The organism is Pseudomonas sp. EA_15y_Pfl1_P101 (assembly GCF_963970835.1).
In the GTDB taxonomy this organism is placed as follows: domain Bacteria; phylum Pseudomonadota; class Gammaproteobacteria; order Pseudomonadales; family Pseudomonadaceae; genus Aquipseudomonas; species Aquipseudomonas tritici.
Window position 1 is genome coordinate 1 of the sequence record NZ_CAXAPA010000009.1, and the last position, 25243, is coordinate 25243.

At 62.1% G+C, this 25243-nt stretch carries 20 protein-coding genes and 2 pseudogenes; 12 read left to right on the top strand and 10 right to left on the bottom strand.

The annotated features are described in order from the left end of the window. The 6 genes from AACY36_RS15535 to AACY36_RS15560 form a co-directional block, all read right to left on the bottom strand. The coding region (locus AACY36_RS15535; RefSeq protein ID WP_339419326.1) for an ATP-binding cassette domain-containing protein at positions 1 to 263 on the bottom strand (263 nt) is incomplete at its 3' end. A 63-nt stretch (positions 264 to 326) separates the two neighbouring features. Beyond that, positions 327 to 1331, bottom strand: coding sequence for a substrate-binding domain-containing protein (locus tag AACY36_RS15540; RefSeq protein WP_339419328.1), 1005 nt, complete (start codon positions 1329 to 1331; stop codon positions 327 to 329). A 37-nt stretch (positions 1332 to 1368) separates the two neighbouring features. Continuing rightward, positions 1369 to 2232, bottom strand: coding sequence for an SMP-30/gluconolactonase/LRE family protein (locus AACY36_RS15545; RefSeq protein ID WP_339419330.1), 864 nt, complete (start codon positions 2230 to 2232; stop codon positions 1369 to 1371). Between the two features lie 25 nt (positions 2233 to 2257). Beyond that, positions 2258 to 3838 (bottom strand): aldehyde dehydrogenase (NADP(+)), encoded by a 1581-nt coding sequence (locus AACY36_RS15550; protein WP_339419332.1) that lies wholly within the window; start codon positions 3836 to 3838, stop codon positions 2258 to 2260. A gap of 11 nt (positions 3839 to 3849) precedes the next feature. Then, positions 3850 to 4839 (bottom strand): AraD1 family protein, encoded by a 990-nt coding sequence (gene araD1 / locus AACY36_RS15555; RefSeq protein WP_339497278.1) that lies wholly within the window; start codon positions 4837 to 4839, stop codon positions 3850 to 3852. Positions 4840 to 4854: 15 nt separating this feature from the next. Further along, positions 4855 to 6177, bottom strand: coding sequence for an MFS transporter (locus AACY36_RS15560; protein ID WP_339419336.1), 1323 nt, complete (start codon positions 6175 to 6177; stop codon positions 4855 to 4857). Between the two features lie 192 nt (positions 6178 to 6369). Between AACY36_RS15560 and AACY36_RS15565 the strand changes: the two genes are divergently transcribed. Then, positions 6370 to 8106: an IlvD/Edd family dehydratase gene (locus AACY36_RS15565; RefSeq protein WP_339419338.1), complete on the top strand. Its 1737-nt coding sequence runs from the start codon at positions 6370 to 6372 to the stop codon at positions 8104 to 8106. A 48-nt stretch (positions 8107 to 8154) separates the two neighbouring features. After that, a complete protein-coding gene (locus tag AACY36_RS15570; RefSeq protein WP_339419340.1) occupies positions 8155 to 8877 on the top strand; it encodes a FadR/GntR family transcriptional regulator in 723 nt (240 codons plus the stop codon). 45 nt (positions 8878 to 8922) lie between these two features. Here the strand turns inward: AACY36_RS15570 and AACY36_RS15575 are convergent, their stop codons facing one another. Next, on the bottom strand, positions 8923 to 11049 hold the full coding sequence (locus AACY36_RS15575) for a TonB-dependent siderophore receptor (protein ID WP_339497279.1): 2127 nt from the start codon (positions 11047 to 11049) through the stop codon (positions 8923 to 8925). A 188-nt stretch (positions 11050 to 11237) separates the two neighbouring features. Beyond that, positions 11238 to 12329 carry an NADH:flavin oxidoreductase/NADH oxidase gene (locus AACY36_RS15580; protein WP_339468768.1) on the bottom strand — a complete coding sequence of 364 codons (1092 nt, stop codon included), beginning with the start codon at positions 12327 to 12329 and terminating at the stop codon, positions 11238 to 11240. 78 nt (positions 12330 to 12407) lie between these two features. On the opposite strand from AACY36_RS15580, the gene AACY36_RS15585 reads away from it, so the two are divergent. Continuing rightward, complete coding sequence (locus AACY36_RS15585; RefSeq protein ID WP_339419343.1) at positions 12408 to 12719, top strand: ArsR/SmtB family transcription factor; 312 nt, start codon at positions 12408 to 12410, stop codon at positions 12717 to 12719. Positions 12720 to 12727: 8 nt separating this feature from the next. On the opposite strand, the gene AACY36_RS15590 is transcribed toward AACY36_RS15585, so the two are convergent. After that, the gene (locus AACY36_RS15590; RefSeq protein WP_339497281.1) at positions 12728 to 13186 is read right to left on the bottom strand and encodes a metallophosphoesterase family protein; all 459 of its coding nucleotides are present in this window, start codon (positions 13184 to 13186) and stop codon (positions 12728 to 12730) included. A 123-nt stretch (positions 13187 to 13309) separates the two neighbouring features. Between AACY36_RS15590 and AACY36_RS15595 the strand changes: the two genes are divergently transcribed. The 5 genes and pseudogenes from AACY36_RS15595 (at position 13310) to AACY36_RS15610 (ending at position 20226) form a co-directional block, all read left to right on the top strand. Then, positions 13310 to 14200 (top strand): bestrophin family protein, encoded by an 891-nt coding sequence (locus tag AACY36_RS15595; protein ID WP_339419346.1) that lies wholly within the window; start codon positions 13310 to 13312, stop codon positions 14198 to 14200. 228 nt (positions 14201 to 14428) lie between these two features. Beyond that, a pseudogene (locus AACY36_RS28305) lies at positions 14429 to 15427 on the top strand (cache domain-containing protein); the annotation flags it as partial. Between the two features lie 327 nt (positions 15428 to 15754). Further along, positions 15755 to 16291: pseudogene (locus AACY36_RS28310) on the top strand (methyl-accepting chemotaxis protein); the annotation flags it as partial. A 205-nt stretch (positions 16292 to 16496) separates the two neighbouring features. Then, positions 16497 to 18905: a glucose/quinate/shikimate family membrane-bound PQQ-dependent dehydrogenase gene (locus AACY36_RS15605; protein ID WP_339419349.1), complete on the top strand. Its 2409-nt coding sequence runs from the start codon at positions 16497 to 16499 to the stop codon at positions 18903 to 18905. 55 nt (positions 18906 to 18960) lie between these two features. Continuing rightward, entirely contained in the window at positions 18961 to 20226 is a 1266-nt protein-coding gene (locus AACY36_RS15610; RefSeq protein WP_339419350.1) for a carbohydrate porin, read from the top strand. A 6-nt stretch (positions 20227 to 20232) separates the two neighbouring features. Here the strand turns inward: AACY36_RS15610 and rpiB are convergent, their stop codons facing one another. Continuing rightward, positions 20233 to 20715 carry a ribose 5-phosphate isomerase B gene (gene rpiB, locus AACY36_RS15615; protein ID WP_339419352.1) on the bottom strand — a complete coding sequence of 161 codons (483 nt, stop codon included), beginning with the start codon at positions 20713 to 20715 and terminating at the stop codon, positions 20233 to 20235. 255 nt (positions 20716 to 20970) lie between these two features. Here rpiB and AACY36_RS15620 point away from each other — a divergent pair, with 255 nt between their 5' ends. Genes AACY36_RS15620 through AACY36_RS15635 form a run of 4 tightly spaced genes read left to right on the top strand, consistent with a single transcriptional unit; the run spans position 20971 to position 25243 of the window. Next, positions 20971 to 22458: a sugar ABC transporter ATP-binding protein gene (locus tag AACY36_RS15620; protein WP_339419354.1), complete on the top strand. Its 1488-nt coding sequence runs from the start codon at positions 20971 to 20973 to the stop codon at positions 22456 to 22458. Next, on the top strand, positions 22455 to 23432 hold the full coding sequence (locus AACY36_RS15625; protein ID WP_339419356.1) for an ABC transporter permease: 978 nt from the start codon (positions 22455 to 22457) through the stop codon (positions 23430 to 23432). Before AACY36_RS15620 ends, AACY36_RS15625 begins: the two co-directional genes overlap by 4 nt. Before the next feature lie 14 nt (positions 23433 to 23446). Then, positions 23447 to 24205 (top strand): SDR family oxidoreductase, encoded by a 759-nt coding sequence (locus AACY36_RS15630; protein WP_339419358.1) that lies wholly within the window; start codon positions 23447 to 23449, stop codon positions 24203 to 24205. 36 nt (positions 24206 to 24241) lie between these two features. Then, complete coding sequence (locus AACY36_RS15635) at positions 24242 to 25243, top strand: dihydroxyacetone kinase subunit DhaK (protein ID WP_339497283.1); 1002 nt, start codon at positions 24242 to 24244, stop codon at positions 25241 to 25243.

A 25243-nucleotide genomic window follows, 5' to 3' on the forward strand; every position in this document is an offset into this window, starting at 1 on the left:
ATGCTGTCCGCCGCGTTCTTGAACGCCATGGTCTGCTCGCCGATTTGCAGCGTGCCGCTGTTGGGGATGTAGGCGCCGCCGAGGATCTTCAGCAGCGTCGACTTGCCCGCGCCGTTCTCGCCCATCAAGGCATGCACCTGCCCAGGGTGGGCGGTGAAGCTGATGCCATCCAGCGCCTTGACCGCGGGAAAGGTTTTACCGATGCCGTCAAAACGCAGACTGGCGCCGGCAGTGTGTTGTTGTTCATTGACTTGCGCGTGCATAACCACCTCATCACACCGATCAGGCAGCCCTGTTGCCGGGGCTGCCGAGGAAAGCGAACTGCCTTATTTCCACAGGCCGATCTTTTCCAGCTCCTGCTTGAAGTTTTCGCGGGTGATCAGGGTCACTTCGTCCATGGCGGTGTACTTCGGCGGCTCGGTGCCTTTGGTGACCCACTCGTACATCATCAGCGCGGTGTTGTAGCCCTCGATGTGCGGGCTAGGCAGCATCGAACCGAAGAAGCCGCTGTTGGCTTTCTTCAGTTCACCGATAGCGTCGGTGCCATTGATGCCGATGCCGATCACATTGGCGGCTTTGAAGCCGGCGCTTTCGGTCGCGCGTACGCCGCCGAGTACGGTGTTGTCGTTCATGCCACCGATGATCAGGTTTTTCGCACCGCTGGGCAGCTTGACCAGCGCCGAGTTGGTGGCGTCCATGCTGCCTGGTACGTCGAGGGTTTTAAGCGCAGCGGTGAGAATATGGTCGTCAGGAATGCCGGCCTCTTTCAGGGACTGTATCGATCCGTCGGTGCGTTTTTTACCGGTGTCGAGCTCGTTGAAGGTGTTGATCACCGCATAGGTGTCCTTCCAGTCCCAGCCGCGTTTTTTAGCTTCGGCGGCCATGGCCGCCCCCTGCTTCTGGCCGACTTCAAACGCAGCCATGCCCAGGTACGGCACGTCTTCCATGAAGGCGCCTTTGGCGTCGACGAAGCGGTCATCCACAGCAATCACTTTCAAGCCGTTGGCCTTGGCCTTGGCGACAATGGCCGGGCCCAGGGACACGTCCGGCGGGCAAATCACAAAGCCTTTGGCGCCGTTGGCCGCCAGGCTGTCGATAGCCGACAGGGTTTTTTCGCCATCGGGCACGGCGATCTTGATCACGGTGAAGCCATGCTCCTTGCCGGCTTTTTCGGCAAAGGCCCATTCGGTCTGGAACCACGGTTCTTCAGCCTGCTTGACCAGAAAACCGATCTTGACTTCCTCAGCGGCCAGCAGCAGCCCGCTCAGGCTCATGGCCGAAACCGCCACAGCGGCGCAGCACAGGGAACGCAAACCTCGACGACGATTCATACAGGTGACTCCTTGTTGTTGTTTTTAAAATCGGGATTTAGCCGGCAAAGCGGTGACAGGGCTTGCCTGGCACGTCAACCTCAATGGCCAGCACGGCGCCGTCCAAAGGGTGATCCAACGGGCTGGCGGCACTGGTGATATAGAGGGTGGTGAGGTTAGGGCCGCCAAATACGCAACTGGTGGGGCGGCTCACGGGCAGCTCGATGATGCGGTCCACCTCACCACCAGGCGTGAGGCGCAGCAGGCAACTGCCGTCCCAGCGCGCGTTCCAGATATAGCCTTCGACGTCCATGGCCGAGCCGTCCGGCCCGCCACGTTCATGGGGGCCGAACCAGACGTGCGCGGGTTCGAGTTGACCGTTCGGCAGAACCCCATGCCGGTACAGCGTGCCCTCCATGCTGTCGCCAAAATGCACGTGGCGGCCGTCATCGCTCCACAGCAAGGTGTTGGGAATGCCCAGGCCACTCAGCAACGGCGTGACCTGCGCATCGGCATCAATGCGAAACAGGCCGCCGGAGCGTCGGGTGATGGGCAGGTCTTCGCCCTGCTCGCCAATGTTGTTCTGCATAGTGCCCAGCCACAGACGGCCCTGGGCATCGCAGCGCGCTTCATTGCCACGATTGCCCGATTGCGGGTCGGCCACACACAGCAGGGTCAAGGCTTCGGTGACCAGGTCCAGGCGGTACACGCCGCTGCTCAAGGTCACCACGGCATCGCCGCTTTCACACGGGATAAACGCCGAGACATGCTCGGGCAATTGCCAGACCTGTAACTGCCCGTCCATCAGGCGCAATGCCTGTTTGCCGGCAATGTTGACCCAGTACAGGGCCTGGGTGGGCACGTCCCAGAACGGGCCCTCCCCCAATTGCGCACGGTGCGCGGTGACGGCACTCAGCGACATGAAACCTCCTGCTTCATTGTTTTTTTTACAGCGCGTCGCGTGAAGGCGTGCCATCCACGAGCCGCTGGATACGCAACGGGTTAGCGTTTTTCAACGCGTCGGGCAGCAGGCTATCAGGGTAATTCTGGAAGCACACCGGGCGCAGGAAACGGTCGATGGCCAGCGTACCGACCGAGGTGCCACGCGCATCGGACGTCGCGGGGTACGGCCCGCCGTGCACCATCGAATCGCAGACTTCCACACCGGTCGGGTAGCCGTTGAGCAGGATGCGCCCGACTTTCTGTTCGAGCAGTGGCGTGAGTTCGGCGAACTGTTGCAGGTCGGCCGGCTCGCCAATGACCGTCGCCGTCAATTGACCGTGCAGGCCATGTAAGGCGGCGCTGAGTTGGGCCTGGTCGGCGACTTCGACAAATACCGTGGTGGGGCCGAACACTTCTTCCTGCAGCACTTCATCGCCGTCGATCAACAGGCGCACATCGGCCTTGAACAATTGCGGGTGTGCCTGGTTACCGGCCTGAGCGCTGCCCGCGAGGTGCTGGATGCCGGGGTGCGCCAGAAGTTTTTCCAGGCCTTTGCCGTAGCTGCCCAGGGTGCCGGCGTTGAGCATGGTCTGCGCCGGTTGATCACCGATCAGTTGCGCAACTTGTTGAGTAAACGCCGTGAATGCAGGCGAAGCGATACCGATCACCAGGCCTGGGTTGGTGCAGAACTGGCCGCAGCCTTGCACTACCGAGGCGGTCAGGTCACGAGCAACACTTTCAGCCCGTGCTGTGAGGGCCTGGGGCAGCACGATCACCGGGTTGATGCTCGACATTTCGGCAAACACAGGGATCGGCTGCGCACGTGCCGCAGCCATGTCGCACAAGGCACGCCCGCCCTTGAGCGAACCCGTGAAGCCTACGGCCTGGATCGCCGGGTGCTTGACCAGCGCTTCACCGACGCCACCGCCGAAGATCATATTGAACACGCCGGCCGGCATCTCGGTGCTTTCGGCCGCCCGAATGATCGCATCGGCCACCCGCTCGGCGGTCGCCATATGCCCACTGTGGGCCTTGAAGACGACCGGGCAGCCCGCCGCCAGTGCGGCTGCGGTGTCGCCGCCGGCCGTGGAAAAGGCCAGGGGAAAGTTGCTCGCGCCGAACACCGCAACCGGCCCGAGGCCGATACGGTATTGGCGCAAATCCGGGCGAGGCATCGGCTGGCGATCCGGCAGCGCCTTGTCGATACGCGCGCCGTAGAAATCACCGCGACGCAGCACGGTCGCGAACAGGCGCATCTGGCCGCTGGTGCGCCCACGCTCGCCCTTGATACGCGCAGCCGGCAGCGCGGTTTCGCGGCAGACCAGCTCGACAAAGTCATCGCCCAACGCGTCCAGCTCATCGGCCACCGCGTCCAGGAACTGCGCGCGACGCGCCGCACTCATGGCACGGTACGCAGGGTAAGCCTGCGCGGCAGCCTTGGCGGCGGCGTCGACTTCTTCCGGGGTAGCCTGGTAGAAATCCTGGGGCAAGGCTTCGCCAGTGGCGGCGTCGACGCTTTGCAGTTTGACGCTGCCGTTGGCGCTGCGCTGGCCGCCGATGTAGTTGTGGCCGAGGAACTGGGTCATGGGGTTCTCCATTAAAGGGTGATGACGTGGCCGGGTTCGAATGCCGCATCGCTGCTGCCGACGCTGTTGATCAATGGCGCGCCGAACTCGGCTTGGCTGATCTCGAACACATCGCCCGGTTGAGTACGTATACCGTCGGCGAATGACAAGGTGGCGGTGCCGAAAAAGTGGACGTGCACATCGCCGGGCTTGAGGAACTGGCGGTATTTGAAGTGGTGATACTCGAGGTTTTCCAGGCTGTGGCACATATTGGCCTCGCCGCTGAGGAATTCGTTCCGCCAGATTTCCTTGCCGTTACGCAGGAGGCGGCTGGTGCCCGCCAGGTGCTGGGGCAACTCGCCCACGCGCAGCTCCGGGCCGTAGCTGCAACTGCGCAGTTTGGAATGGGCCAGGTACAGGTAATTCTTGCGCTCCATGATGTGGTCGGAGAACTCGTTGCCCACCGCGAAGCCCACACGGTAGAGCTTGCTGTCCGGGCCGATCACGTACAGGCCGCCGATCTCCGGTTCTTCGCCGGCATCTTCGGCAAACGGTGGCACCGGGAAGGCGGCGCCTGGACGCACGACGATGCTGCCGTCACCTTTATAGAACCACTCCGGTTGCACGCCCGCCTGACCCGCTGCTGGCTTGCCGCCCTCCACGCCCCATTTGAAGATGCGCATGGTGTCGGTCAGTGCAGTGTCATCGCCGGCCTGGTGCATTTTGTCCCGCGCCGAGGCGCTGCCCAGGTGGGTCAGGCCGGTACCGCTGATCAACATGTGCGCCGGGTCCGGGTGGTCCAGCGGCGGCAGGATCTTCAGCTCGGCCAGCAGTGCGGCGTAGTCGTGGCTATCGCCCAGACCGAGGCTGTTCACCTGTTGTGCCAGGCCGACGCCCGCTTCGATGGCGGCCAGGGCCAATTCGCGCACACTGCGCGCCGTCTGGACTTCGCGCAGGCTGTCGCCCTCTACAACGCCGACCCGACGCTCGCCATTGCTTAATTCGAACTGAACTAAACGCATGAAACTTCTCCCAGATTAAGTACGTGTGGCGCCACGAGCGCTGGCGGCGAATTGATCGGCGGGCAGTGCGTGCTTGCGCTCCAGCACGCGGTAGACCACGCCGGTCAAGACCAGCCCGAACACCATGACCCCGGACAGGAAGTACAAGCCCGAGGCGAGGTTGCCGGTGTATTCCTTGAGCGCACCGATCACGAACGGACCGATATAGCCGCCGAGGTTGCCCACCGAGTTGATCAATGCAATGCCCGCCGCCGCACTGGCGCCGGCAAAAAACCGACCCGGCAAGGTCCAGAACACCGCCGTGCAAGAAAACATCGCGAACGCCGCCAGGCACAGCGCCGTCATTTGCAGCAGCGGCACGCTCAGCCATGCGCTGAAGAACAGGCCGATGGCACCGAGTACATAGAGCACCGCCAGGTGGCCGTAGCGATCGTTCAAACGGTCGGAACTGCGCGGGATGATCAGCAGGCCGATGATGCCGAAGATATACGGCACGGCGGAGATGAAGCCGGTGGTCAAATCACTGCCGCCGAACTGTTTGATCAACGTCGGCAACCACAGGCCCAGGCCATAAATGCTCAGGGTCACCGGCAGGTAGAACAGCGCCAGCAGCAACACCCGCTTGTCTTTCAAGGCATGCAGTGGGTTGCCGTGACGGGTCTGGCCGTAGGCTTGCAAGTCTTTGTTCAACTCGCCGGCGAGCCAGGCTTTTTCCTCGTCGTTCATCCATTTGACGTGCTTGGGGCCGTCCGGCAGGTAGCGCAGCACCGGCCAGGTGAGCAGGATCGCCGGGCTGCCGATCACGATAAACAGCCACTGCCAGCCGTGCAGACCAAGGATGCCGTCCATGCCTAGCAGCCCGCCGGATACCGGGCCGGTGATCATCATTGCGATGGGTTGCGACAGGATAAACAGCCCGAGGATCTTGCCGCGATGGCGCACCGGGAACCATTGGGTGATGTAGTAGAGAACGCCCGGAAAGAACCCCGCTTCCGCCGCGCCAAGCAGAAAGCGCATCACATAGAAGCTGTGTGGACCCTGCACAAAGGCCATGCCGATGGTGATGGCGCCCCAGGTGATCATGATCCGCGCGAACCAACGCCGTGCGCCGAAGCGGTCGAGCATCAGGTTGCTGGGGATCTCGAAAAGGAAGTAGCCAATGAAGAACAACCCCGCGCCCAGGCCATAGGCCGCATCGCCGATGCCGACGTCGGCGCCCATGTGCAGCTTGGCAAAACCCACGGCGGAGCGGTCCACGTAGGCGATCAGGTACAGCAGGATCAGGAAGGGAATCAGTTTCAGCGTGATGCGCCGAATAAGCCGCAGTTCCTGGCTCATGGGGTCGATCTCCGATTGTTGTTTTTATAGAAGCTCGGGGGACGCCTCTCGCGAAAATCCGCCAGGGTCATACCTCAGTTAAGCCAGACTATATAGTATGACTATTTACAAAACAACTCTTCCAAAGCATCGATTTTGCGCTTATGTTTAGGCGCAGATAGAACATATAGTCATACAATAAGAGAATCGATCATGTCTGATAAAAAGCCCGGCCTACGCTCCGCCCAGTGGTTTGGTACTGCCGACAAAAACGGTTTTATGTACCGCAGCTGGATGAAGAACCAGGGCATTGCCGACCATCAGTTCCATGGCAAGCCAATCATCGGCATCTGCAACACGTGGTCGGAGCTGACGCCGTGCAACGCGCATTTCCGCCAGATCGCCGACCACGTTAAACGCGGCGTGATTGAGGCCGGTGGCTTCCCCGTGGAATTCCCGGTGTTCTCCAACGGTGAATCGAACCTGCGCCCTACCGCCATGCTCACCCGCAACCTGGCGAGCATGGACGTGGAAGAAGCCATTCGCGGCAACCCGATTGACGGTGTGGTGCTGCTGACCGGCTGCGACAAGACCACCCCGGCCCTGCTGATGGGCGCCGCCAGTTGTGACGTGCCGGCCATCGTGGTCACCGGTGGGCCGATGCTCAACGGCAAGCACAAGGGCCAGGACATCGGCTCGGGCACCGTGGTGTGGCAGCTCAGTGAACAGGTCAAGGCCGGCACCATCACGCTGGATGATTTCCTCGCGGCCGAGGGCGGCATGTCGCGTTCGGCAGGCACCTGCAACACCATGGGCACCGCGTCGACCATGGCCTGTATGGCCGAGGCACTCGGTACTTCGCTGCCCCACAACGCGGCAATCCCGGCGGTGGATGCGCGGCGTTATGTATTGGCGCATATGTCGGGCATGCGCGCCGTGGAGATGGTGCGCGAAGACTTGAAACTGTCGAAGATCCTCACCAAAGAGGCGTTTGAAAACGCAATCCGCGTGAACGCCGCCATCGGTGGTTCGACCAACGCCGTGATTCACTTGAAAGCCATCGCCGGGCGCATTGGCGTTGAATTGGACCTGGACGACTGGACCCGCATCGGTCGTGGCATGCCGACCATCGTCGACCTGCAACCGTCCGGGCGCTTCCTGATGGAAGAGTTCTACTACGCCGGTGGCCTGCCCGCCGTGCTGCGTCGCCTCGGTGAAGCCAACCTGATCCCGCACCCGAACGCCCTGACCGTCAACGGCAAGACCCTGGGCGAGAACACCAAGGACTCGCCGATCTACGGCCAGGACGAGGTGATCCGTACCCTCGACAATCCGATCCGCGCCGACGGTGGCATCTGCGTGCTGCGCGGCAACCTGGCGCCATTGGGCGCGGTGCTCAAGCCTTCGGCGGCCAGCGCCGAGCTGATGCAGCATCGCGGCCGTGCGGTGGTGTTCGAGAACTTCGACATGTACAAGGCGCGCATCAACGACCCGGAACTGGACGTGGACGCCAACTCGATCCTGGTCATGAAAAACTGCGGCCCCAAGGGTTACCCAGGCATGGCCGAAGTCGGCAACATGGGCCTGCCGGCCAAGCTGCTGGCCCAGGGTGTGACGGATATGGTGCGAATTTCCGACGCGCGCATGAGCGGCACGGCCTACGGCACGGTGGTGTTGCACGTGGCCCCGGAAGCCGCTGCCGGCGGACCGTTGGCCACCGTGAAGGAAGGCGACTGGATCGAACTCGACTGCGCCAATGGCCGTTTGCACCTGGACATCCCCGACGCAGAACTGGCGGCGCGCATGGCAGACCTTGCGCCACCTGAAAAGCTTATCGTCGGCGGCTACCGGCAGTTGTACATCGACCATGTGCTGCAGGCCGACCAGGGTTGCGACTTTGACTTCCTGGTGGGTTGCCGTGGGGCTGAAGTCCCCCGGCATTCCCACTAATTGGGATGCTATGATGCCGCGAATTTAAGTCAGAGCATCCCTGTCGTTATGGATCACCAGCCGCCCAAGCCGCGCAAGAGCCAGCATGCCCAGATCGTTCAGGACTTGGGCATGCACATCGTTTCCGGTCGCTTCAAGCCCGAAGAACGGCTGCCCATGGAGGCCACGCTCTGCGAGGAGTACAAGGTCAGTCGCTCGGTATTGCGCGAAGCGACCCGGGTGCTCAGCGCCAAGGGCCTGGTGTATTCCAAGCCGCGCGTGGGCGCGGTGGTGCGGCCGCGCTTGAAATGGCACCTGCTCGACCCGGACGTGTTGTCCTGGTTGATGCAGTCCACGCCCCACAGTGAATTCTTCAATACCTTGGCCGGTGTGCGGCGCATCCTCGAACCGGAAATTGCCGCCATGGCCGCAACCACCGCCACCGATGACGACATCGCCACCATCGAAAAAGCCTACCAAGGCATGGAAACCGCGCAGACTCACGAACAGCTGTTGCAGGCCGACCTGGACTTCCACCGCGCCATTGCCGACGCCACCCGCAACGACCTGCTGGCCTACATGTGCAACATGCTGTCGCTGCCATTGCGCGAGTCGATCAACATCACCAACCAGCGCCCGGATATCCAGGGCCTGAGCCTGCCCCGGCACAAGGCGATCCTTACCGCGATCCAGAACCGCGACGCCCTTGGGGCGCGGCATGCGTCGCTGGTGCAGTTGGATGACACGCGAGTGGCGTTGGATACGGTGATGAATGTGCTCACGCCGCTTTAATGTGGGAGCTGGCTTGCCTGCTCCCACCGGGATAGGGTCCCGCTACTACAGGGTGTAGGAGATCCCCACCTGCACCGTGCGCGGCTCGCCGGGGTAGGCATAGAAGTTCAGGAACGAGCCCTCTTCGTACTCACGGTTAAACAGGTTCTTCACATCCAGGTTCAGCCGCACGTTTTCGTTGACCTTGTAGTAACCGAGCAGGTCGACCACCGTGTAAGCGTCCATGGTGAACGTGGAGTTGTTGGTCTGCCCGGCACGATCAGCCACGTACTTTCCACCGGCGCCAAGGCCCAGGCCCTTGAGTGCGCCGTCCTGGAACTCATACACGTTGAGCAGGCTGAAGCTGTTGCGCGGGATGTTGGCCAGACGCGTTCCGGTACGCACTGTCGTGTCCTTGGTGACGGCGGCATCCACGTAGGCATAGCCGCCGATCATCCGCCACTCGGGCGTCAGGTTGCCGGCCACGTTCAGGTCGAAGCCGCGGCTGCGCACCTGACCGGTCGCGACGTTGAAAGCGGAGTCGAGCGGGTCGACACCTTGGACGTTTTTCTTTTCGATCTGGTAGATCGCCGCGTCGACGCTCAGCTGTTTATCCAGCGCTTCCCATTTCACGCCCATCTCATAGGACTTGCCCTTCTCCGGCTCGAACCCGCCACCCTGGCGGCTGGCGCCAGTGTTCGGCTTGAAGGAGCGGGCGGCATCAGCGTAGATCGCGACGGTGTCGGTGAGGTCGTACATCACGCCGACGCGCGGGGTGACAGCATTATCGGCGGCGTTCCAGTCGCGCACGCCGGTTACGTAGGATTCGTACTTGTGCTCGAACCGCTCAAAGCGCGCGCCCGCGAGGACTTTCAAACGGTCGGTCAATGCCACCTGGTCCTGGACGAATGCGGCGTAAGTCTTGAGGTTTTCTTTATCGTGGGTCGGCGTGCGCGTCAGCGCCGGACGCGGCTGGCCATAGACCGGGTTGAAGATATCGATCGGGAACGCAGCACTGGAACGCTGGATGATCGACTTGTAGTCGTAATCTTCGTATTCGATACCGGTGAGCAAGGTGTGCTCCAGCCCCCCGGTGGAGAAGTGCCCGGTCAGGTTGAGCTGGTAGTCCTTGTCGGTCCAGTCCAGCTTGCGGTAGTTGAAGTTGCGCTGCAGGGTGCGGCCGTCGGCCCCGAGGCTGCTGGCGTTGTTTGCCTCCACGCCATTGCCCTTCATCGTGCCGTCCAACCACTGGAACCCTCCGCCCAGAGTCCAGTTGTCGTTGAGCATATGCTCGAAACGCAACTGCGCCATGTTGTTATCGTTGTGCAGGTTGCCGGCGTATTTTTCGCCCCAGAAGGTGTCGCGCGACGGCGTGCCGCGCTGGTTGGCAAAGCGCGTCAGGCCGCGATCCAGCGGGTGGTTGTTGCGTATGAAGTCGCCTTCGAAGATCACCTTGGTTTCGTCGGTGGCTTGCCAGGTCAGCACCGGGGCCACACCGTAGCGTTCGGTGGAGACGTGGTCGCGGAAGGTGTCGCCGCCCTCGCCCACCACGTTCAGGCGATAAGCCAGGCGGCCCTCCTCATCCAGCGGGCCGGAGGCATCCAGGGTGCCGCGCTTCATGCCTTGATCATCCAACTGGCTGCCCAATGTGACCGTGCGCTCGGCCAGGGGCTGCTTGGACACCACGTTGAAGGTACCGCCGGGATCGCCACGGCCGTAGAGCATGGTGGCCGGGCCACGCAGCACTTCAAGGCGTTCGATCGTGTTGGCATCAGGCATGGCCGGGTAGCCGCGGTTTACAGGAAAGCCGTTGCGATAGAACTCGCCAGTGGTAAAGCCGCGCACGGTAAAAGTGGTCAGGCCCTGCCCGCCGAAGTTGTTGGCGCGGCCGACACCACCGGCGTAGTCCAGCGCTTCCTGCAAACGGGTGGCGCCGATGTCCTCGACCACATCTTTGGACACCACGGTGATGGACTGCGGCGTTTCATGAATCGAGGTATCGGTGCGCGTTGCACTCGCTGACCGTGTGGCGTGGTAGCCCTTGACCGGCCCCTGAGCCGTCTCGTAGTCCGCCTGTCCCGTGACATTGGTGGCTTGCAGCTCAAGACTGGCCTTGTCGGCAGAGACAACCTCTGCCCAGGTAAAAGGCGAAAAAGCTTGAAGCACACAGAGGGAAATCAGGGTACGACGCATGAATGTTGCACCTAGTGAATGAGCCAGATGGGACGGCAAACCTGCCAAGAATTCGACGCGCATGGTATATCAAAGAATTCTCGTTTGATATCTATTCTCATTCGTTATTTTTTGCGTATCCATTTTGTATCAATGCCGAGACAAAAAAAGCCACTCAATTGAGTGGCCTATAGACTGCCTGGCTTACCTTAGCGATAGCGCTCCAGCCAATGGGCGTAAGGCGCCGGCAACGTCCAGGAGGATTTCTCCACGCCCAGTTCCTTGGCCGCAAAGTAGGCCCAATGCGGGTCAGCCAGGTGCGCACGACCGACCGAGACCAGGTCCAGGTGCCCAGACTGCAACGCGCCTTCTGCCAGTTGCGGCGTGCCAAAGCCCCAGGCCGAGGTCACCGGGATGCCCGCTTCGCGGCGCACGCGCTCGGCGATCGGGCCCATGAAGGCCGGGCCCCACGGAATATGGGTGTCGGGGATGGTAAAACCGACGCTGACGCTCAGCAGGTCCAGGCCGCCAGCCTTGAAGTTGCGGGCCAGTTCGATGGATTCGGTAAGGGTCTGCTCGTCACGGCCGTCGTATTCGATCACGCCAAAACGCGCGGTCAGGGGCAGGTTCTCTGGCCAGACTTCGCGCACGGCGGCCAGGGTTTCCAGGAGGAAGCGGCTGCGGTTGTCAAAGCTGCCGCCGTAGGCGTCGGTGCGCTGGTTGGAATGCTCGGAGAAGAAGCTCTGGCCCAGGTAACCATGGGCGAAGTGCAGTTCGATCCACTCGAAGCCGGCGTCACGGGCCCGGCGGGCGGCGTCGACGAAGTCCTGCTTGACCCGAGCGATGTCGTCCAGGGTCATGGCGCGTGGCACTTGCGGCAGGTTGGCACCGAAGGCGATCGCCGACGGTGCGATGGTTTCCCAGCTGCGCGCATCGGAAGCCGGCATGTGGTCGTCACCTTCCCACGGGCGGTTGGCGCTGGCTTTGCGGCCGGCGTGGCCGATCTGGATGCCTGGCACCGAGCCGGCGGCCTTGATGGCCTTGACCATGGGCACGAACGCTTCAGCGTGGGCGTCACTCCAGATACCGGCGCAACCTGGGGTGATACGCCCCTCAGGCGCTACAGCGGTGGCTTCGACCACCAGCAACCCGGCGCCGCCACGCGCCATACTGGCCAGATGCACGAGGTGCCAGTCGTTGACGATGCCATCATCGGCCATGTATTGGCACATTGGCGGGATGGCGATGCGATTGCGCAGGGTGACGTCTTTGAGTTTGAACGGTTCGAACAAAGCGGGCATTGAGAACTCCGGGAGCGAGTGGATGATTCGATAGTTCGATGGTAATCGAACTATAGTATTCGATGATACCCCCCTGTTATGATTCGTTTCATGCGAGCCTTTAAACACCCTCCTCTTGAAGACCTGACCCTCGAGCGCCTGCTGTACGCGCTGAGTGACCCGGTGCGCCTGGAAATCGTGCGCTGCCTGGCCGGTGTGCCCGAAGCCACCTGCGGCGAACTGGACGGCGGGCGTCCCAAGTCGAGCATGTCCCATCATTTCCGCGTGTTGCGCGATGCCGGGCTGGTGCAGACTCGCAGTGCCGGCACCACTCATCTGAATTCGTTGCGCGGCGATCTGCTTGATGAGCGGTTCCCGGGATTGCTGCAAACCATTCTTGCGCAGCGGTAAAACGCGGCTCAGTCCAGCAGCGCGATCAACCGCGGCTCAATGGACGTCTCCAGCACCTCCAGCAACGCCAACGTCACCGGCAACTTGAAGCGCCGCCGCCCTGCGCTGCCGGGGTTCACATACAACGTTGCGCCGCGCCACTCGATCAGCGGCTTGTGCGAATGGCCGGTGATCACCAACCGCGTGTGTGAATCGAGTAACCCCGTTACATCGGCGATGTCATGCACCAACAGCGCCTTCCAGCCGTTCACATCAATCGTCAGATGATCGGGCACCGACTGCGCCCATGCAGCATCCTGATCTTTATTGCCGCGCACCACGTGAAGCGGTGCGATCAGCGCCAATTGATCGAGAATATCCAGGCTGCCGATATCTCCGGCATGGATGATCTGTTCACAGCCCTGCAATGCTGCGACGGCCTCTGGCCGCAGTAAGCCGTGGGTATCGGAAATCACGCCGATTTTCATAAGTGCTCCGGAGCAGTGTTGATACCTATGTAACTTAAACGATTCAGGTGCGGGGCGAACCTTCCCCGCCGACGGGCGTCCGAGTTAGGCACTGTTGCTTACTGCTCGCCCCGAGGTCCGCGTTTGAAAGCCGCCATTCTCAAAAAGTACCGACTGATCATCAAGACCATGGGCTACGTAGGCTGGGCCCTGTTCTGGCTGTTGCTGTGGGACGTCGCCGTCACCGTCGACTTCATGTTGTTTCTCACCTACAAGATCAATCTGCCGCTGATGCCCCTGACCCTGCTGGGTTCGGCGCTGGTGGTGCTGATCAGTTTCCGTAACAGCAGCGCCTACAACCGCTGGTGGGAAGCCCGCACCTTGTGGGGTGCAATGGTCAACAACTCGCGCAGCTTTGCCCGCCAGGTATTGACCCTGCTCGATGATCCCGCCGGCGAAGTGAACCCGGTCAAGGCCACCCTGCTGCGCCGCCATGTGGCCTATGTGAATTGCCTGGCCGCGCACCTCAAGGGCCAGCCGTGTCCCGCGGAAGTCCGGGCGTTTATCCCCGGCGATGAGTTTGCGCGCAACGGCACCACCAACAACTTTGCCAACGACATCCTCACCGGCTCCGCCGCGCTGCTGGCCAAGGAATACAAGGTCGGTCACCTGGACAGCATCCGCCTGGCGCGGCTGGAGTCGACGCTGGTGGATTTGTCCAACGCCCAAGGTGGCATGGAGCGAATCGCCAACACGCCGCTGCCCTACCCTTACGTGTACTTCCCGCGATTGTTTATTTCGCTGTTCTGCCTGATCGTGCCGGTGGGCCTGGTGGAATCCCTGGGGTGGTTCACCCCGCTGGCCTCGACGGTGGTGGGCTTCATGCTGCTGGCTATCGAGCGCATCGGTACCGACCTGCAAAGCCCGTTCAACTCCAGCGAACATCAGATCCAGATGGACACCATCTGCGAAACCATCGAAAAAAACCTGCAGTCGATGCAGCGTGATGCGCTGGGTGGCGAGCGCATCGGTTAAACACGCCCTTCGACCTCAAGTACGTGCCCCCTCAGTCGATATACAGGGGGTACGCATGGGCCACACCCCCCCGTCATAACAACACATGCGACGCTCGACGCTACTGTTTTCTCCTTGCCAAAATTATAAATACCCGCGGGTGAAGTCATGAATATCAAGCAAAAGCTGACCTGGGCGTTTGCCGCCATCGCGTGCGTCCCGGTCGTTTTGGTCGCTGTGTTGGTTGTAATGAATCTGCGCGAGGGGGCCCTGGCCAATTTCCTCGACAGCAGCGGCCGCGAGATCCGCCAGATCGACAATGGCATGAAGCAGTTCTTCGACGGTATCAGCCAGAACGTCGATTTTGTGGCCAAGGACCCGCGCGTTGTCGCGGCCAAGGACCTCAAGAGCTACGCCGGTGCCGACGCTGCACAACTGCCGCTGACCCCGACAAACAAAGCACTACTGGAGATTTTCGACCAGTTTGCCAAGAGCCATCCGAGCACCGCCTACCTGTCCCTGGGTTTGAAGGACGGCGGCTACGCCAGTTGGCCCGACGACACCAAACTGAATAACTACGACCCGCGCGTACGCCCCTGGTACCAGGCGGCCATCGCCGCGCCGGGCGCCACTGTGCGTACCGGCGCCTATTACTGGGCGCCGGACGATGTGGTGCTGATCGGCACCGTGCACACCGTCGCCGACGCCACGGGCAACATCCTGGGCGTGGTCGGCCTGGACGTATCGCTCAAGCAACTCACCGAACTGGTGCGCAACATCAAGCTCGGTGACAGCGGCTACCTGATGCTGGTGGAAGGCAACGGCAACGTGCTGGTCGACCCCAGCGATGCCAAGCACAACTTCAAACCCCTGGCCGACTTGGGCCCCAACTATGCCGAACTGGCCAAGCGCAGCGACGGCGTGACCCAAATAGACATCGATGGCGTGGCTTACATGGCCAACGTTGTCAGCTCCAAAGACTTGGGCTGGCGCTTTATCGGCCTGATCAAGCGTGATGAAGTGATGGCCGGCGCCACCCGCCTGACGTGGCTAATTGGGGCCATCGCGGCGATATTGGCATTGGTGTTCGCGATTGTCGGCGCCAGTTTCGCCAGCGTGATCGTGCGCCCGATTCGCGGCGTGGCCGACGGCCTGCAGGAAATCGCCGAAGGAGAAGGCGACCTGACCCGTCAGCTCAAAGTACAAGGCAAGGACGAAACCGCCAGTTTGGCCGGTTGGTTCAACCAGTTCCTCAGCATGATCGCCCAGTTGGTGCAGCGCATTGGCAATGCTTCTTCCGACCTGCAGACCGCCGCCGCCGACACCAGCGAAGTCGCCAACAACATGAACCAGGCGGCCGGCCGTCAACGTGAAGCCGTGGAACTGGTGAGCACCGCATTCAACGAAATGGTAGCCACTGCCAACGAAGTCGCCCGCTCCTGCAGCGCTGCCGCCACCAGTGCCGACGAAGGCTACCGCGACGTGCACAACGGCCAACAGCACATTGGCGAAGCCACCGGCAGCGTGCTCAAGTTGAGCGAAGACCTGCAAAAGTCCACCCAGACCATGCAATTGCTGGAGCAGGACAGTAAAAACATCAACACCATCCTCGACACCATCCGTTCGATTGCCGAACAGACCAACTTGCTGGCGCTCAACGCGGCCATTGAAGCCGCGCGTGCCGGTGACCAGGGCCGAGGTTTTGCGGTAGTTGCCGACGAAGTCCGCGCCCTCGCCCGCCGCACCGCCGACTCCACCGGCGAAATCGACAGCCTGCTCGGCAACCTCGCCCGCCGCACCCAGGAAGTGACGCAGCAGATGCAAGGCAGCCTGCTGGTGTCTCACACCAGCGTGGAACGCATCCAGCAGGCCCGCGACAGCTTTGACAAGATCCGGGGCTCGGTCGACTCGATCCGCGACCAAAATACCCAGATCGCCACGGCCGCCGAAGAGCAGCACCAGGTGGCCGAAGAGATCAACCGGCATATCGCGCAGATCCATGCCGATGCGCAACTGGTCGAAGAGTTTGCCCACTCAGCGCAGACCGGGTCAGGCCGGCTGACGGATATCTCGGGCCAGCTCAAAGGGTTGGTGGGTCGGTTCAAGTTCTAACCTGACGCGCTACCCGTTCAGCGCGCGAGTGTGGTGAGCGGGCTTGCCCCGCTCACCACACTCGCGCCGCCGCCAAACGCGACATTTAGCCTCAACCCATCATCGCACCCCCTGCAATAGTCTATTGCAGGACTCCAATGTACTAACCAGTTACTTATGTTGCTAAAATCGCGTCTTTGCCCTCTCACATTCGAGTCCTTTCGACATGAAACGAGCATCGCGCGCCGCTGGCGCCTCTAAATTTTTACTGCTGGGCCTGGGCGTAATCATCGCCCTGCTCGGCCTCGCGCTGGCCATCGGCGGCCTCAAACTGGTCAGCCTGGGAGGTTCCTGGTACTTCCTGGTCGGCGGCCTGGCCATGGCGATTGCCGGCTTGATGATCGCCCGGCGTAAACCGGCGGGCGCGTGGCTGTTTGCGGCTTTCCTGGTCGGCACGGCCATCTGGGCGGTGGCGGATGTGGGGCTGGTGTTCTGGCCGCTGTTCTCGCGTGTATTCATGTTTGCGGCCATCGGCATGGTGGTAGCGCTGGTCTACCCGCTGCTCGTCAATAAGCCTGCACGCGGTGCCTATGGCGTCGCCGCAGTATTGGCGATCGGCGTGGCCGTGGCGGCGGGCAATATGTTTGTCGCCCACCCAAGCGTGGCCCCGACCGGTACCGGCCCTGGCATCACGCCGGTAGCCCCCGCCGATGCTCAGAAAGACTGGGCGCACTACGGCAACACCGAAGGCGGCAGCCGCTTCGCCGCGCTGGACCAGATCAACCGTGACACCGTCAACCAGCTCAAAGTGGCGTGGACCTACCACACCGGCGACGTGGCAATCAGCGACGGCAACGGTGCCGAAGACCAACTGACGCCCTTGCAGATCGGCAACAAAGTCTTCATCTGCACGCCGCACAATAACCTGATCGCCCTCGACGCCGACACCGGCAAAGAACTGTGGAAGAACGAGGTCAACGCCAAATCGGCGGTGTGGCAGCGCTGCCGCGGCATGGCGTATTTCGACGTCACTGCGCCGATTGCCCAGCCGACCCAACCGAACAGCTCGCCGATCATCGCCGCCAGCGTTCCTGCCGGCGCGCAGTGCCAGCGTCGCTTGCTGACCAACACCATCGACGCCCGCCTGATCGCGGTAGATGCCGACACCGGCAAATTCTGCGAAGACTTCGGCACCCACGGCCAAGTCGACTTGAAAGCCGGCCTGGGTAACGTGCCGGACAGCTACTACCAACTGTCCTCCGCGCCGTTGATCGCCGGTACCACTGTGGTGGTGGGTGGCCGCGTGGCCGACAACGTACAGGCTGACATGCCGGGCGGCGTGATCCGTGGTTTCGACGTGATCACCGGCCAGATGCGCTGGGCTTTCGACCCCGGCAATCCGCAAGACAAGCAGGCCCCGGCCGACGGCAGCACCTATGTGCGCAGCACCCCGAACAGCTGGGCACCGATGTCCTATGACCCGCTGATGAACACGGTTTTCCTGCCAACGGGCAGTTCGTCCACCGACATCTATGGTGTGGAGCGCACCGAGCTTAACCATAAATACGGCGCTTCGGTATTGGCGCTGGACGCCTCCACCGGCGCGGAAAAATGGGTCTACCAGACCGTCCACAATGACCTGTGGGACTTCGACCTGCCGATGCAGCCAAGCCTGATCGACTTCACCCCGCCGGGCAGCGACAAGGCTGTGCCAGCGGTGGTGATCGGCACCAAGGCCGGGCAGATCTACGTGCTCGACCGCGCCACCGGCAAGCCACTGACCGAGGTTAAAGAAGTACCGGTCAAGGCCGCCAACATCCCCAACGAACCCTACTCGCCCACCCAGCCAAAATCGGTCGGCATGCCGCAGATCGGCGCACAAACCCTGACCGAATCGGACATGTGGGGTGCCACGCCCTTCGACCAGTTGCTGTGCCGCATCGACTTCAAAGGCATGCGCTACGACGGCCTGTACACCGCGCCAGGCACCGATAAATCCTTGAGTTTCCCAGGTTCGCTCGGCGGCATGAACTGGGGCAGTATTTCCACCGACCCGGTACACGGCTTTATCTTCGTCAACGACATGCGCCTGGGCCTGTGGATCCAGATGGTGCCGTCGCAGAACAAGGCGCTGGCCGCGTCCGGTGGCGAAGCGCTGAACACTGGGATGGGCGCCGTGCCGCTCAAGGGCACGCCGTATGCAGTGAACAAAAACCGCTTCCTGTCGGTGGCTGGCATTCCGTGCCAGGCGCCGCCCTTCGGCACCCTGACCGCGATCGACATGAAGACCCAGAAAGTCGCCTGGCAAGTGCCGGTCGGCACCGTGGAAGACACCGGCCCGCTGGGCATCCGCATGCACCTGCCGATCAAGATCGGCTTGCCGACCCTTGGCGGCACCCTGTCGACCCAGGGCGGCCTGATCTTTATCGCCGGCACCCAGGACTTCTACCTGCGCGCCTTCAACAGCGGCAACGGTGAGGAAATCTGGAAAGCCCGCCTGCCGGTAGGCAGCCAGGGTGGGCCGATGACTTACGTTTCGCCGAAAACCGGCAAGCAATATGTGGTGGTCACCGCTGGCGGCGCACGCCAGTCCACCGACCGTGGCGACTACGTGATCGCTTACGCCCTGCCATAACCGCCTTTAAGCGCGGTGCTCTTTGCACCGCGCCGTCTGCTTTGGAAGAACCCGCATGACCCGCTCTTCTTATCTTTCCCTTGGGCGCCTGTTGCTCGGCCTGGCCTTTGGCGCCGCCCTGCCCGTTCAAGCCAGTGACACCACCCTGACCGGCGACTGGGGCGGCCTGCGCCGTGAACTCGACGAGCAAGGCATTCGCTTCACCGGCGACTACAGCGGCGAAACCGCCTACAACGCCCACGGCGGCCAACACCGCTCGGCGCGCTACTCGCAAAACCTCAAGCTCGGCGTGCAGTTCGACCTGGGCAAGCTCTACGGTTTCAACCATGGCGACCGCATCCAGGTCACCCTCAATGACCGTCGCGGCAACAGCGCTTCCGAAGACCTGGTGGGCAACCGCCTGCCGATCCAGGAAAATTACGGCGGCCTCTACACCCGCCTGACCGAGCTGAGCTACGAGCGCACCCTCTTCACCCCGGCACTGAACGTCAAGCTCGGCTACATGGCCATGGGCAATGACCTCGGCGGTCTGGACAGCGGCATTCTGTGCAACTTCATGAGCGCCGGTTTCTGCGGGCACCCGCTGAACATGTCCGGCGGCAGCGGCTGGAGCAACTACCCGAACGCGCGCCTGGGTGCGCGGGTGAAATACGACTTATCACCCTCCTGGCAATTGCGCGTCGCCGCGTTCAATGTGGACCCCGACAGCAACGGCGATTCCAGCCGCGCCTGGCACTTGAGCCCCAAGCACACCACAGGTACCGTGGTGCCGATCGAACTGGTGTACAAACACGCTGGCACCCTGCCGGGCGAATACAAACTGGGCTATTACTACGACAGCTCCGATGTGAAACGCATTGGCAGTAACAAGGAGGTCAGCGGACGCGCCGGCCACTACCTGCTGATCGACCAGGCGGTGTGGGCGTCGGATTCATCCGCCGGCCGCGTGCTGCACGCCTTCGGCCAATACTCCGCTGCCAGCGAAGCGGCGTCGCCATTCAGCAAGTGGTACGGCGTGGGCGTGGTGCTGTACAAACCGTTCGAAGGCCGGCCACGTGACAGCCTGGCCCTGGGTTATGGCCGAGCCGTACCGAACCCGCGCAGCCGCGAGGTGCAGGAACTGGCCGCCTTCAACGCCGGCACGGATTATCCCAACCTGAACAATGCCGAGCAGTTGATCGAACTGAGCTATGGCTACCAGGCCACGCCATGGCTGACCCTGCGCCCGGATGTGCAATACATCATCGAGCCGGGAGCGTTTTCCGGCGACAACATCGACAACGCTTTGGTGCTGGGCCTGCAGGTCAAAGCGGTATTCTGACCCGGCTCAGTCGTCTGACGGCAACGCCCTGTTCGCCCGTTCGAGCGCAGTGATGCGCTCGACTTTCGCCCCGGAGCGCTCCGCTTCGAATTCCGACTCGAGAAACACTTTCACGATGCTCTTGGCCAGCTCGGGCCCGATCACCCGTGCACCGATCGACAGGATCTGCGCATCGTTGCTTTTGCGCGCCCGCTCGGCGGAATACGTGTCATGGGCTTGGGCCGCCCGCACCCCCTTGATCTTGTTGGCTGAAATCGCCATGCCGATACCCGTGCCGCAAATCAACACACCCAGGCGCTGCTCACCGGCACCGACCGCCATCGCTACAGCCGCCGCGATATCCGGATAGAGCACTGGGCTGGACGAATGGCAGCCAAAGTCCTCAACCTCATACCCCAGGTTTTCGATAAAACGCTTGAGCAACTCCTTGAGCTCGAAGCCCGCCTCGTCGCATCCGACGGCCACCGAAAACGTCGTTTGTGCACCCATCACTGTTTCTCCATTAGACCGATCAAATGATCACCCACTGAAATTATGCACGATCATTAGCCGGCGACTGACAGGGTACTGTCAAGGCTTATTTAAGTGAGAAAACAGTTTAAAACTGCCACACCACTGGAAGACATTGTACCGAGCCATTGACATAACCGGCTCAAGCAGTTTAAACATATGATCACTGTCCGATCATATGATCAGGTTACTGGACAAAATACCTAATAAGAAAATCAGCAAGAGGACACACCAATGGCAGCGCCATTACTGCTCCACGCTGAACACGTTTCCAAAGCCTACGCGGGGGTTCCGGCCCTGCGCGATGGGCGCCTCTCTCTGCGTGCCGGTAGCGTCCACGCCCTGTGCGGCGGCAATGGCGCCGGCAAATCGACTTTCCTCAGTATCTTGATGGGCATCACCGGGCGCGACGCCGGCAGCATCCTGCTCAACGGCCAGCCGGTGCAGTTCGACCGCCCCAGCGCGGCACTCGCCGCCGGCGTGGCGATGATCACCCAGGAGCTGGAACCGATTCCCTACATGACCGTCGCCGAGAACATCTGGCTGGGTCGCGAGCCGCGGCGCGCCGGCTGCATTGTCGACGGCAAGGCACTCAACCGGCGCACCCGCGAACTCCTGCAAAGCCTCGAATTCGACGTGGACGCCACCAGCCCGATGCACCGCCTGAGCGTGGCGCAGATCCAACTGGTGGAAATCGCCAAAGCCTTCAGTCATGACTGCCAGGTGATGATCATGGACGAGCCCACCTCGGCCATCGGCGAACACGAGGCGCAAACCCTGTTCAAGGCCATCCGACGCCTCACCGAGCGCGGTGCCGGCATCATTTATGTGTCTCACCGCCTCAGCGAACTGGCGCAGATCGCCGACGACTACAGCATCTTTCGCGACGGCGCCTTTGTCGAAAGCGGGCGCATGGCCGATATCGACCGCGCTCATCTGGTACGCGGTATCGTCGGCCAGGAGCTGCAGCGCATCGACCACAAAGTCGGCCGCGAATGCGCCGCCGCCACCTGCCTGGACGTCAACGGCCTGAGCCGCAACGGCGAATTCCAGGACATCAGCCTGCAACTGCGCCAAGGCGAAATCCTCGGTATCTATGGACTGATGGGCTCGGGCCGCAGTGAATTCCTCAACTGCCTGTATGGCCTCACCGTGCCCGACGCCGGCGGCGCCACCCTGCAAGGCCAACCCCTGCCCACTGGCACACCCGCTGCGACGATTCGCGCCGGCCTGTCACTGGTCACCGAAGACCGCAAAGACAGCGGCCTGGTGCTCAGCGCCAGCATCCTCGCGAATATCGCACTGTCGGCCTACAAGCAGCTGTCGAGCTGGTCGGTGATCAACGCGCGCAAGGAGCAAGCCCTGGCGCAAAGCATGGTCAAGCGCCTGCAGATCAAGGTCTCGTCCCTGGACCTGCCGGTGGAATCCATGAGCGGCGGCAACCAGCAAAAGGTGGTGCTCGCCAAATGCCTGTCGACCCAGCCGATCTGCTTGCTTTGCGATGAACCCACGCGCGGCATCGACGAGGGCGCCAAGCAGGAGATCTATCACCTGCTCGATGAATTTGTGCGTGCCGGCGGCGCGGCCATTGTGGTCTCGTCCGAAGCGCCGGAGCTGCTGCATCTAAGTGATCGCATCGCGGTATTCAAGGGCGGCCGCCTGGTGACCGTCAGCACCGACACCGCCCTCTCCCAGGAAGCCTTGTTGAGTCTTGCCTCATGAATAGCAAAGTCCTTGCTGCACCCGTGACCGCCGCGCCGCGCAATCGCCTGCGCATATCCCTGGACCGCTTCGGCCTGCCGCTGGTGTTTATCCTGTTGTGCGTGGTGATGGCGTTTTCCAGCGAATACTTCATGACGTGGCGCAACTGGATGGACATCCTGCGCCAGACCTCGATCAACGGCATCCTCGCCGTGGGCATGACCTACGTGATCCTGACGAAGGGCATCGACCTGTCGGTGGGTTCGATCCTGGCGTTTGCCGGCTTGTGCAGCGCGCTAGTCGCCACCCAGGGCTATGGCCTGCTGGCAGCGGTGAGTGCGGGGATGTTTGCCGGGGCCATGCTGGGTGTAGTCAATGGCTTTATGGTCGCCAACCTGTCGATCCCGCCGTTTGTCGCCACTCTTGGCATGCTCAGCGTGGCGCGGGGCATGACCTTTATTCTGAACGACGGCAGCCCCGTCACCGACCTGCCCGACAGCTTCCTCGCCCTGGGTATCGGCAAGCTCGGGCCTATTGGCGTGCCGATTATTATCTTTGCCGTGGTCGCGCTGATTTTCTGGATGGTGCTGCGCTACACCACCTACGGCCGCTACGTATACGCCGTGGGCGGCAATGAAAAAAGCGCACGCACCTCCGGCATCGGCGTGCGCAAGGTGACGTTCTCGGTGTATGTGATTTCCGGCCTGCTGGCGGGCCTTGCGGGCGTGGTACTGGCCGCGCGCACCACATCGGCCCTGCCCCAGGCAGGCGTTTCCTACGAGCTGGATGCGATTGCCGCCGTGGTGATCGGCGGTACCAGCCTGTCGGGCGGCAGCGGCAGCATTGTCGGCACGCTGTTCGGCGCGCTGCTGATCGGCGTGATCAACAACGGCTTGAACCTGCTCGGGGTGTCGTCGTATTACCAACAAGTGGCCAAGGGGTTGATCATCGTGCTCGCAGTGTTGATCGATGTCTGGCGCAAGAAAAAACGCTAAGTGGAGTGTGTGCAATGTCCAATTTCTGGAACCAGGCGTTTGACCTCACCGGCCGTTGCGCCGTGATCACCGGCGGCGCGGCCGGTATCGGCCTGGCCTGTGCCAATTTATTGGTGGAACGCGGTGCCAGGGTGGCCCTGCTGGATCGCGACCCGGCGGTGGTGGACGTCGCCGCCAGCCTCGGCGCCGGCCACCTGGGCCTGGTGGCCGACCTGCGCCAGCTCGACTCGGTACACGCCGCCGTCGACCAGGCTGCCGCCGCGCTCGGGCGTATCGATTACCTGGTCAACAGCGCCGGCGTTGCGTTGCTGGACAAGGCGCTGGAGGTCAGCGAAAACGCCTGGGACACCACCCTCGATATCAACCTCAAGGCCAGCTTCTTCGTGGCCCAGGCCTGTGCCCGGCACATGATAGAAAGCGGCGGCGGGCGCATCGTCAACCTTGCTTCCCAGGCTGCAGTAATCGGGCTGGATCGCCATGTGGCCTACTGCGCCAGCAAGGCCGCCGTGGTCGGCATGACCAAGGTGTTAGCCATGGAATGGGCGCCCCACGGCATCAACGTCAACGCCGTGTCGCCAACCATCGTCGAAACCGCCCTGGGCAAGAAGGCCTGGGCCGGTGAACTGGGCGAGCGCGCCAAATTGCAGATCCCGGTGGGACGCTTCGCTCAGCCCGAAGAAATCGCCGGCCTGGTGCTCTACCTGGTCAGCGACGCAGCCAAGATGATCAACGGCGAGAACGTGGTGATCGACGGCGGCTACAGCATTCAGTAATCCGCTTGCTCACGAATAAGAATAAGGAAACAGCGCATGAATCGAGTGATAAACGACCCAGACCTGGTGGTCGAGGACATGCTCGCGGGCATTCTCGTGGCGCACCCGGAGCTGGTGCAGTACGAGAGCAACCCACGGGTCATCCGCCAACGTAAAACTTCACCGGCCGGCCAGGTGGGCATTGTCACCGGTGGCGGTTCGGGCCATGAGCCGGCGTTTCTCGGCTATGTCGGCCCTGGCTTGGTGGATGCGGTGGCGGTCGGCGAGATTTTCTCCTCACCCACCGCCAAAAGCTTCTTCGATGCCTTCCGCGCTGCGGACCAGGGCGCGGGCGTGGCCTGCCTGTACGGCAACTATGCCGGCGACAATATGAACGTGAAGCTGGCAATGAAAATGGCCGCCAGCAAAGAGATGAACATCCGCACCGTGGTCGCCAACGATGACGTGGCCTCTGCCCCTGCGGCGGATATCGCCAAGCGGCGCGGCGTGGCCGGTGAGATTTTCATGTGGAAGATCGGCGGAGCCGCCGCTGCGCAGGGCTACGACCTCGACGGCGTGATCCGCGTGACCCAGAAAGCCGTGGACCGGTGCCGCTCCATCGGCGTGGGCCTCACGCCCTGCACCATTGCGGCAGTCGGCAAACCCAACTTCCAGATCGAAGGCGGCATGATGGAACTGGGCATCGGCCACCACGGCGAACCCGGCATCGAAGTGGTGCCGGTGGAATCCGCGGCCGCGATGGCTAAACGCATGCTCGCACCGATCCTGGCCGACCGCGACTTCAGCGCAGACGACAGCGTCGTGGTGCTGGTCTCGGGCCTGGGCGCCACGCCGGTGATGGAGCTGTACATTTTCTACGCCGAGGTCGAGCAGCAACTGCGTGCCAACGGCCTGCGCATTCACCGCTGCTACGTAGGCAATTACTTCACGTCGCTGGAAATGATGGGCGTGACCCTGACCGTGCTCGGCCTCGATACCGAGCTGACCACCTTAATCGATCACCCCTGCCGCTCCATCGGCATGACACAGTCGGAGTGA

Coding starts and splice junctions, on each gene's coding strand:
- AACY36_RS15540 (WP_339419328.1), bottom strand. CDS start 1,331: ATGAATCGTCGTCGAGGTTTGCGTTCCCTGTGCTGCGCCGCTGTGGCG.
- AACY36_RS15545 (WP_339419330.1), bottom strand. CDS start 2,232: ATGTCGCTGAGTGCCGTCACCGCGCACCGTGCGCAATTGGGGGAGGGC.
- AACY36_RS15550 (WP_339419332.1), bottom strand. CDS start 3,838: ATGACCCAGTTCCTCGGCCACAACTACATCGGCGGCCAGCGCAGCGCC.
- araD1 (WP_339497278.1), bottom strand. CDS start 4,839: ATGCGTTTAGTTCAGTTCGAATTAAGCAATGGCGAGCGTCGGGTCGGC.
- AACY36_RS15560 (WP_339419336.1), bottom strand. CDS start 6,177: ATGAGCCAGGAACTGCGGCTTATTCGGCGCATCACGCTGAAACTGATT.
- AACY36_RS15565 (WP_339419338.1), top strand. CDS start 6,370: ATGTCTGATAAAAAGCCCGGCCTACGCTCCGCCCAGTGGTTTGGTACT.
- AACY36_RS15570 (WP_339419340.1), top strand. CDS start 8,155: ATGGATCACCAGCCGCCCAAGCCGCGCAAGAGCCAGCATGCCCAGATC.
- AACY36_RS15575 (WP_339497279.1), bottom strand. CDS start 11,049: ATGCGTCGTACCCTGATTTCCCTCTGTGTGCTTCAAGCTTTTTCGCCT.
- AACY36_RS15580 (WP_339468768.1), bottom strand. CDS start 12,329: ATGCCCGCTTTGTTCGAACCGTTCAAACTCAAAGACGTCACCCTGCGC.
- AACY36_RS15585 (WP_339419343.1), top strand. CDS start 12,408: ATGATTCGTTTCATGCGAGCCTTTAAACACCCTCCTCTTGAAGACCTG.
- AACY36_RS15590 (WP_339497281.1), bottom strand. CDS start 13,186: ATGAAAATCGGCGTGATTTCCGATACCCACGGCTTACTGCGGCCAGAG.
- AACY36_RS15605 (WP_339419349.1), top strand. CDS start 16,497: ATGAAACGAGCATCGCGCGCCGCTGGCGCCTCTAAATTTTTACTGCTG.
- AACY36_RS15610 (WP_339419350.1), top strand. CDS start 18,961: ATGACCCGCTCTTCTTATCTTTCCCTTGGGCGCCTGTTGCTCGGCCTG.
- rpiB (WP_339419352.1), bottom strand. CDS start 20,715: ATGGGTGCACAAACGACGTTTTCGGTGGCCGTCGGATGCGACGAGGCG.
- AACY36_RS15620 (WP_339419354.1), top strand. CDS start 20,971: ATGGCAGCGCCATTACTGCTCCACGCTGAACACGTTTCCAAAGCCTAC.
- AACY36_RS15625 (WP_339419356.1), top strand. CDS start 22,455: ATGAATAGCAAAGTCCTTGCTGCACCCGTGACCGCCGCGCCGCGCAAT.
- AACY36_RS15630 (WP_339419358.1), top strand. CDS start 23,447: ATGTCCAATTTCTGGAACCAGGCGTTTGACCTCACCGGCCGTTGCGCC.
- AACY36_RS15635 (WP_339497283.1), top strand. CDS start 24,242: ATGAATCGAGTGATAAACGACCCAGACCTGGTGGTCGAGGACATGCTC.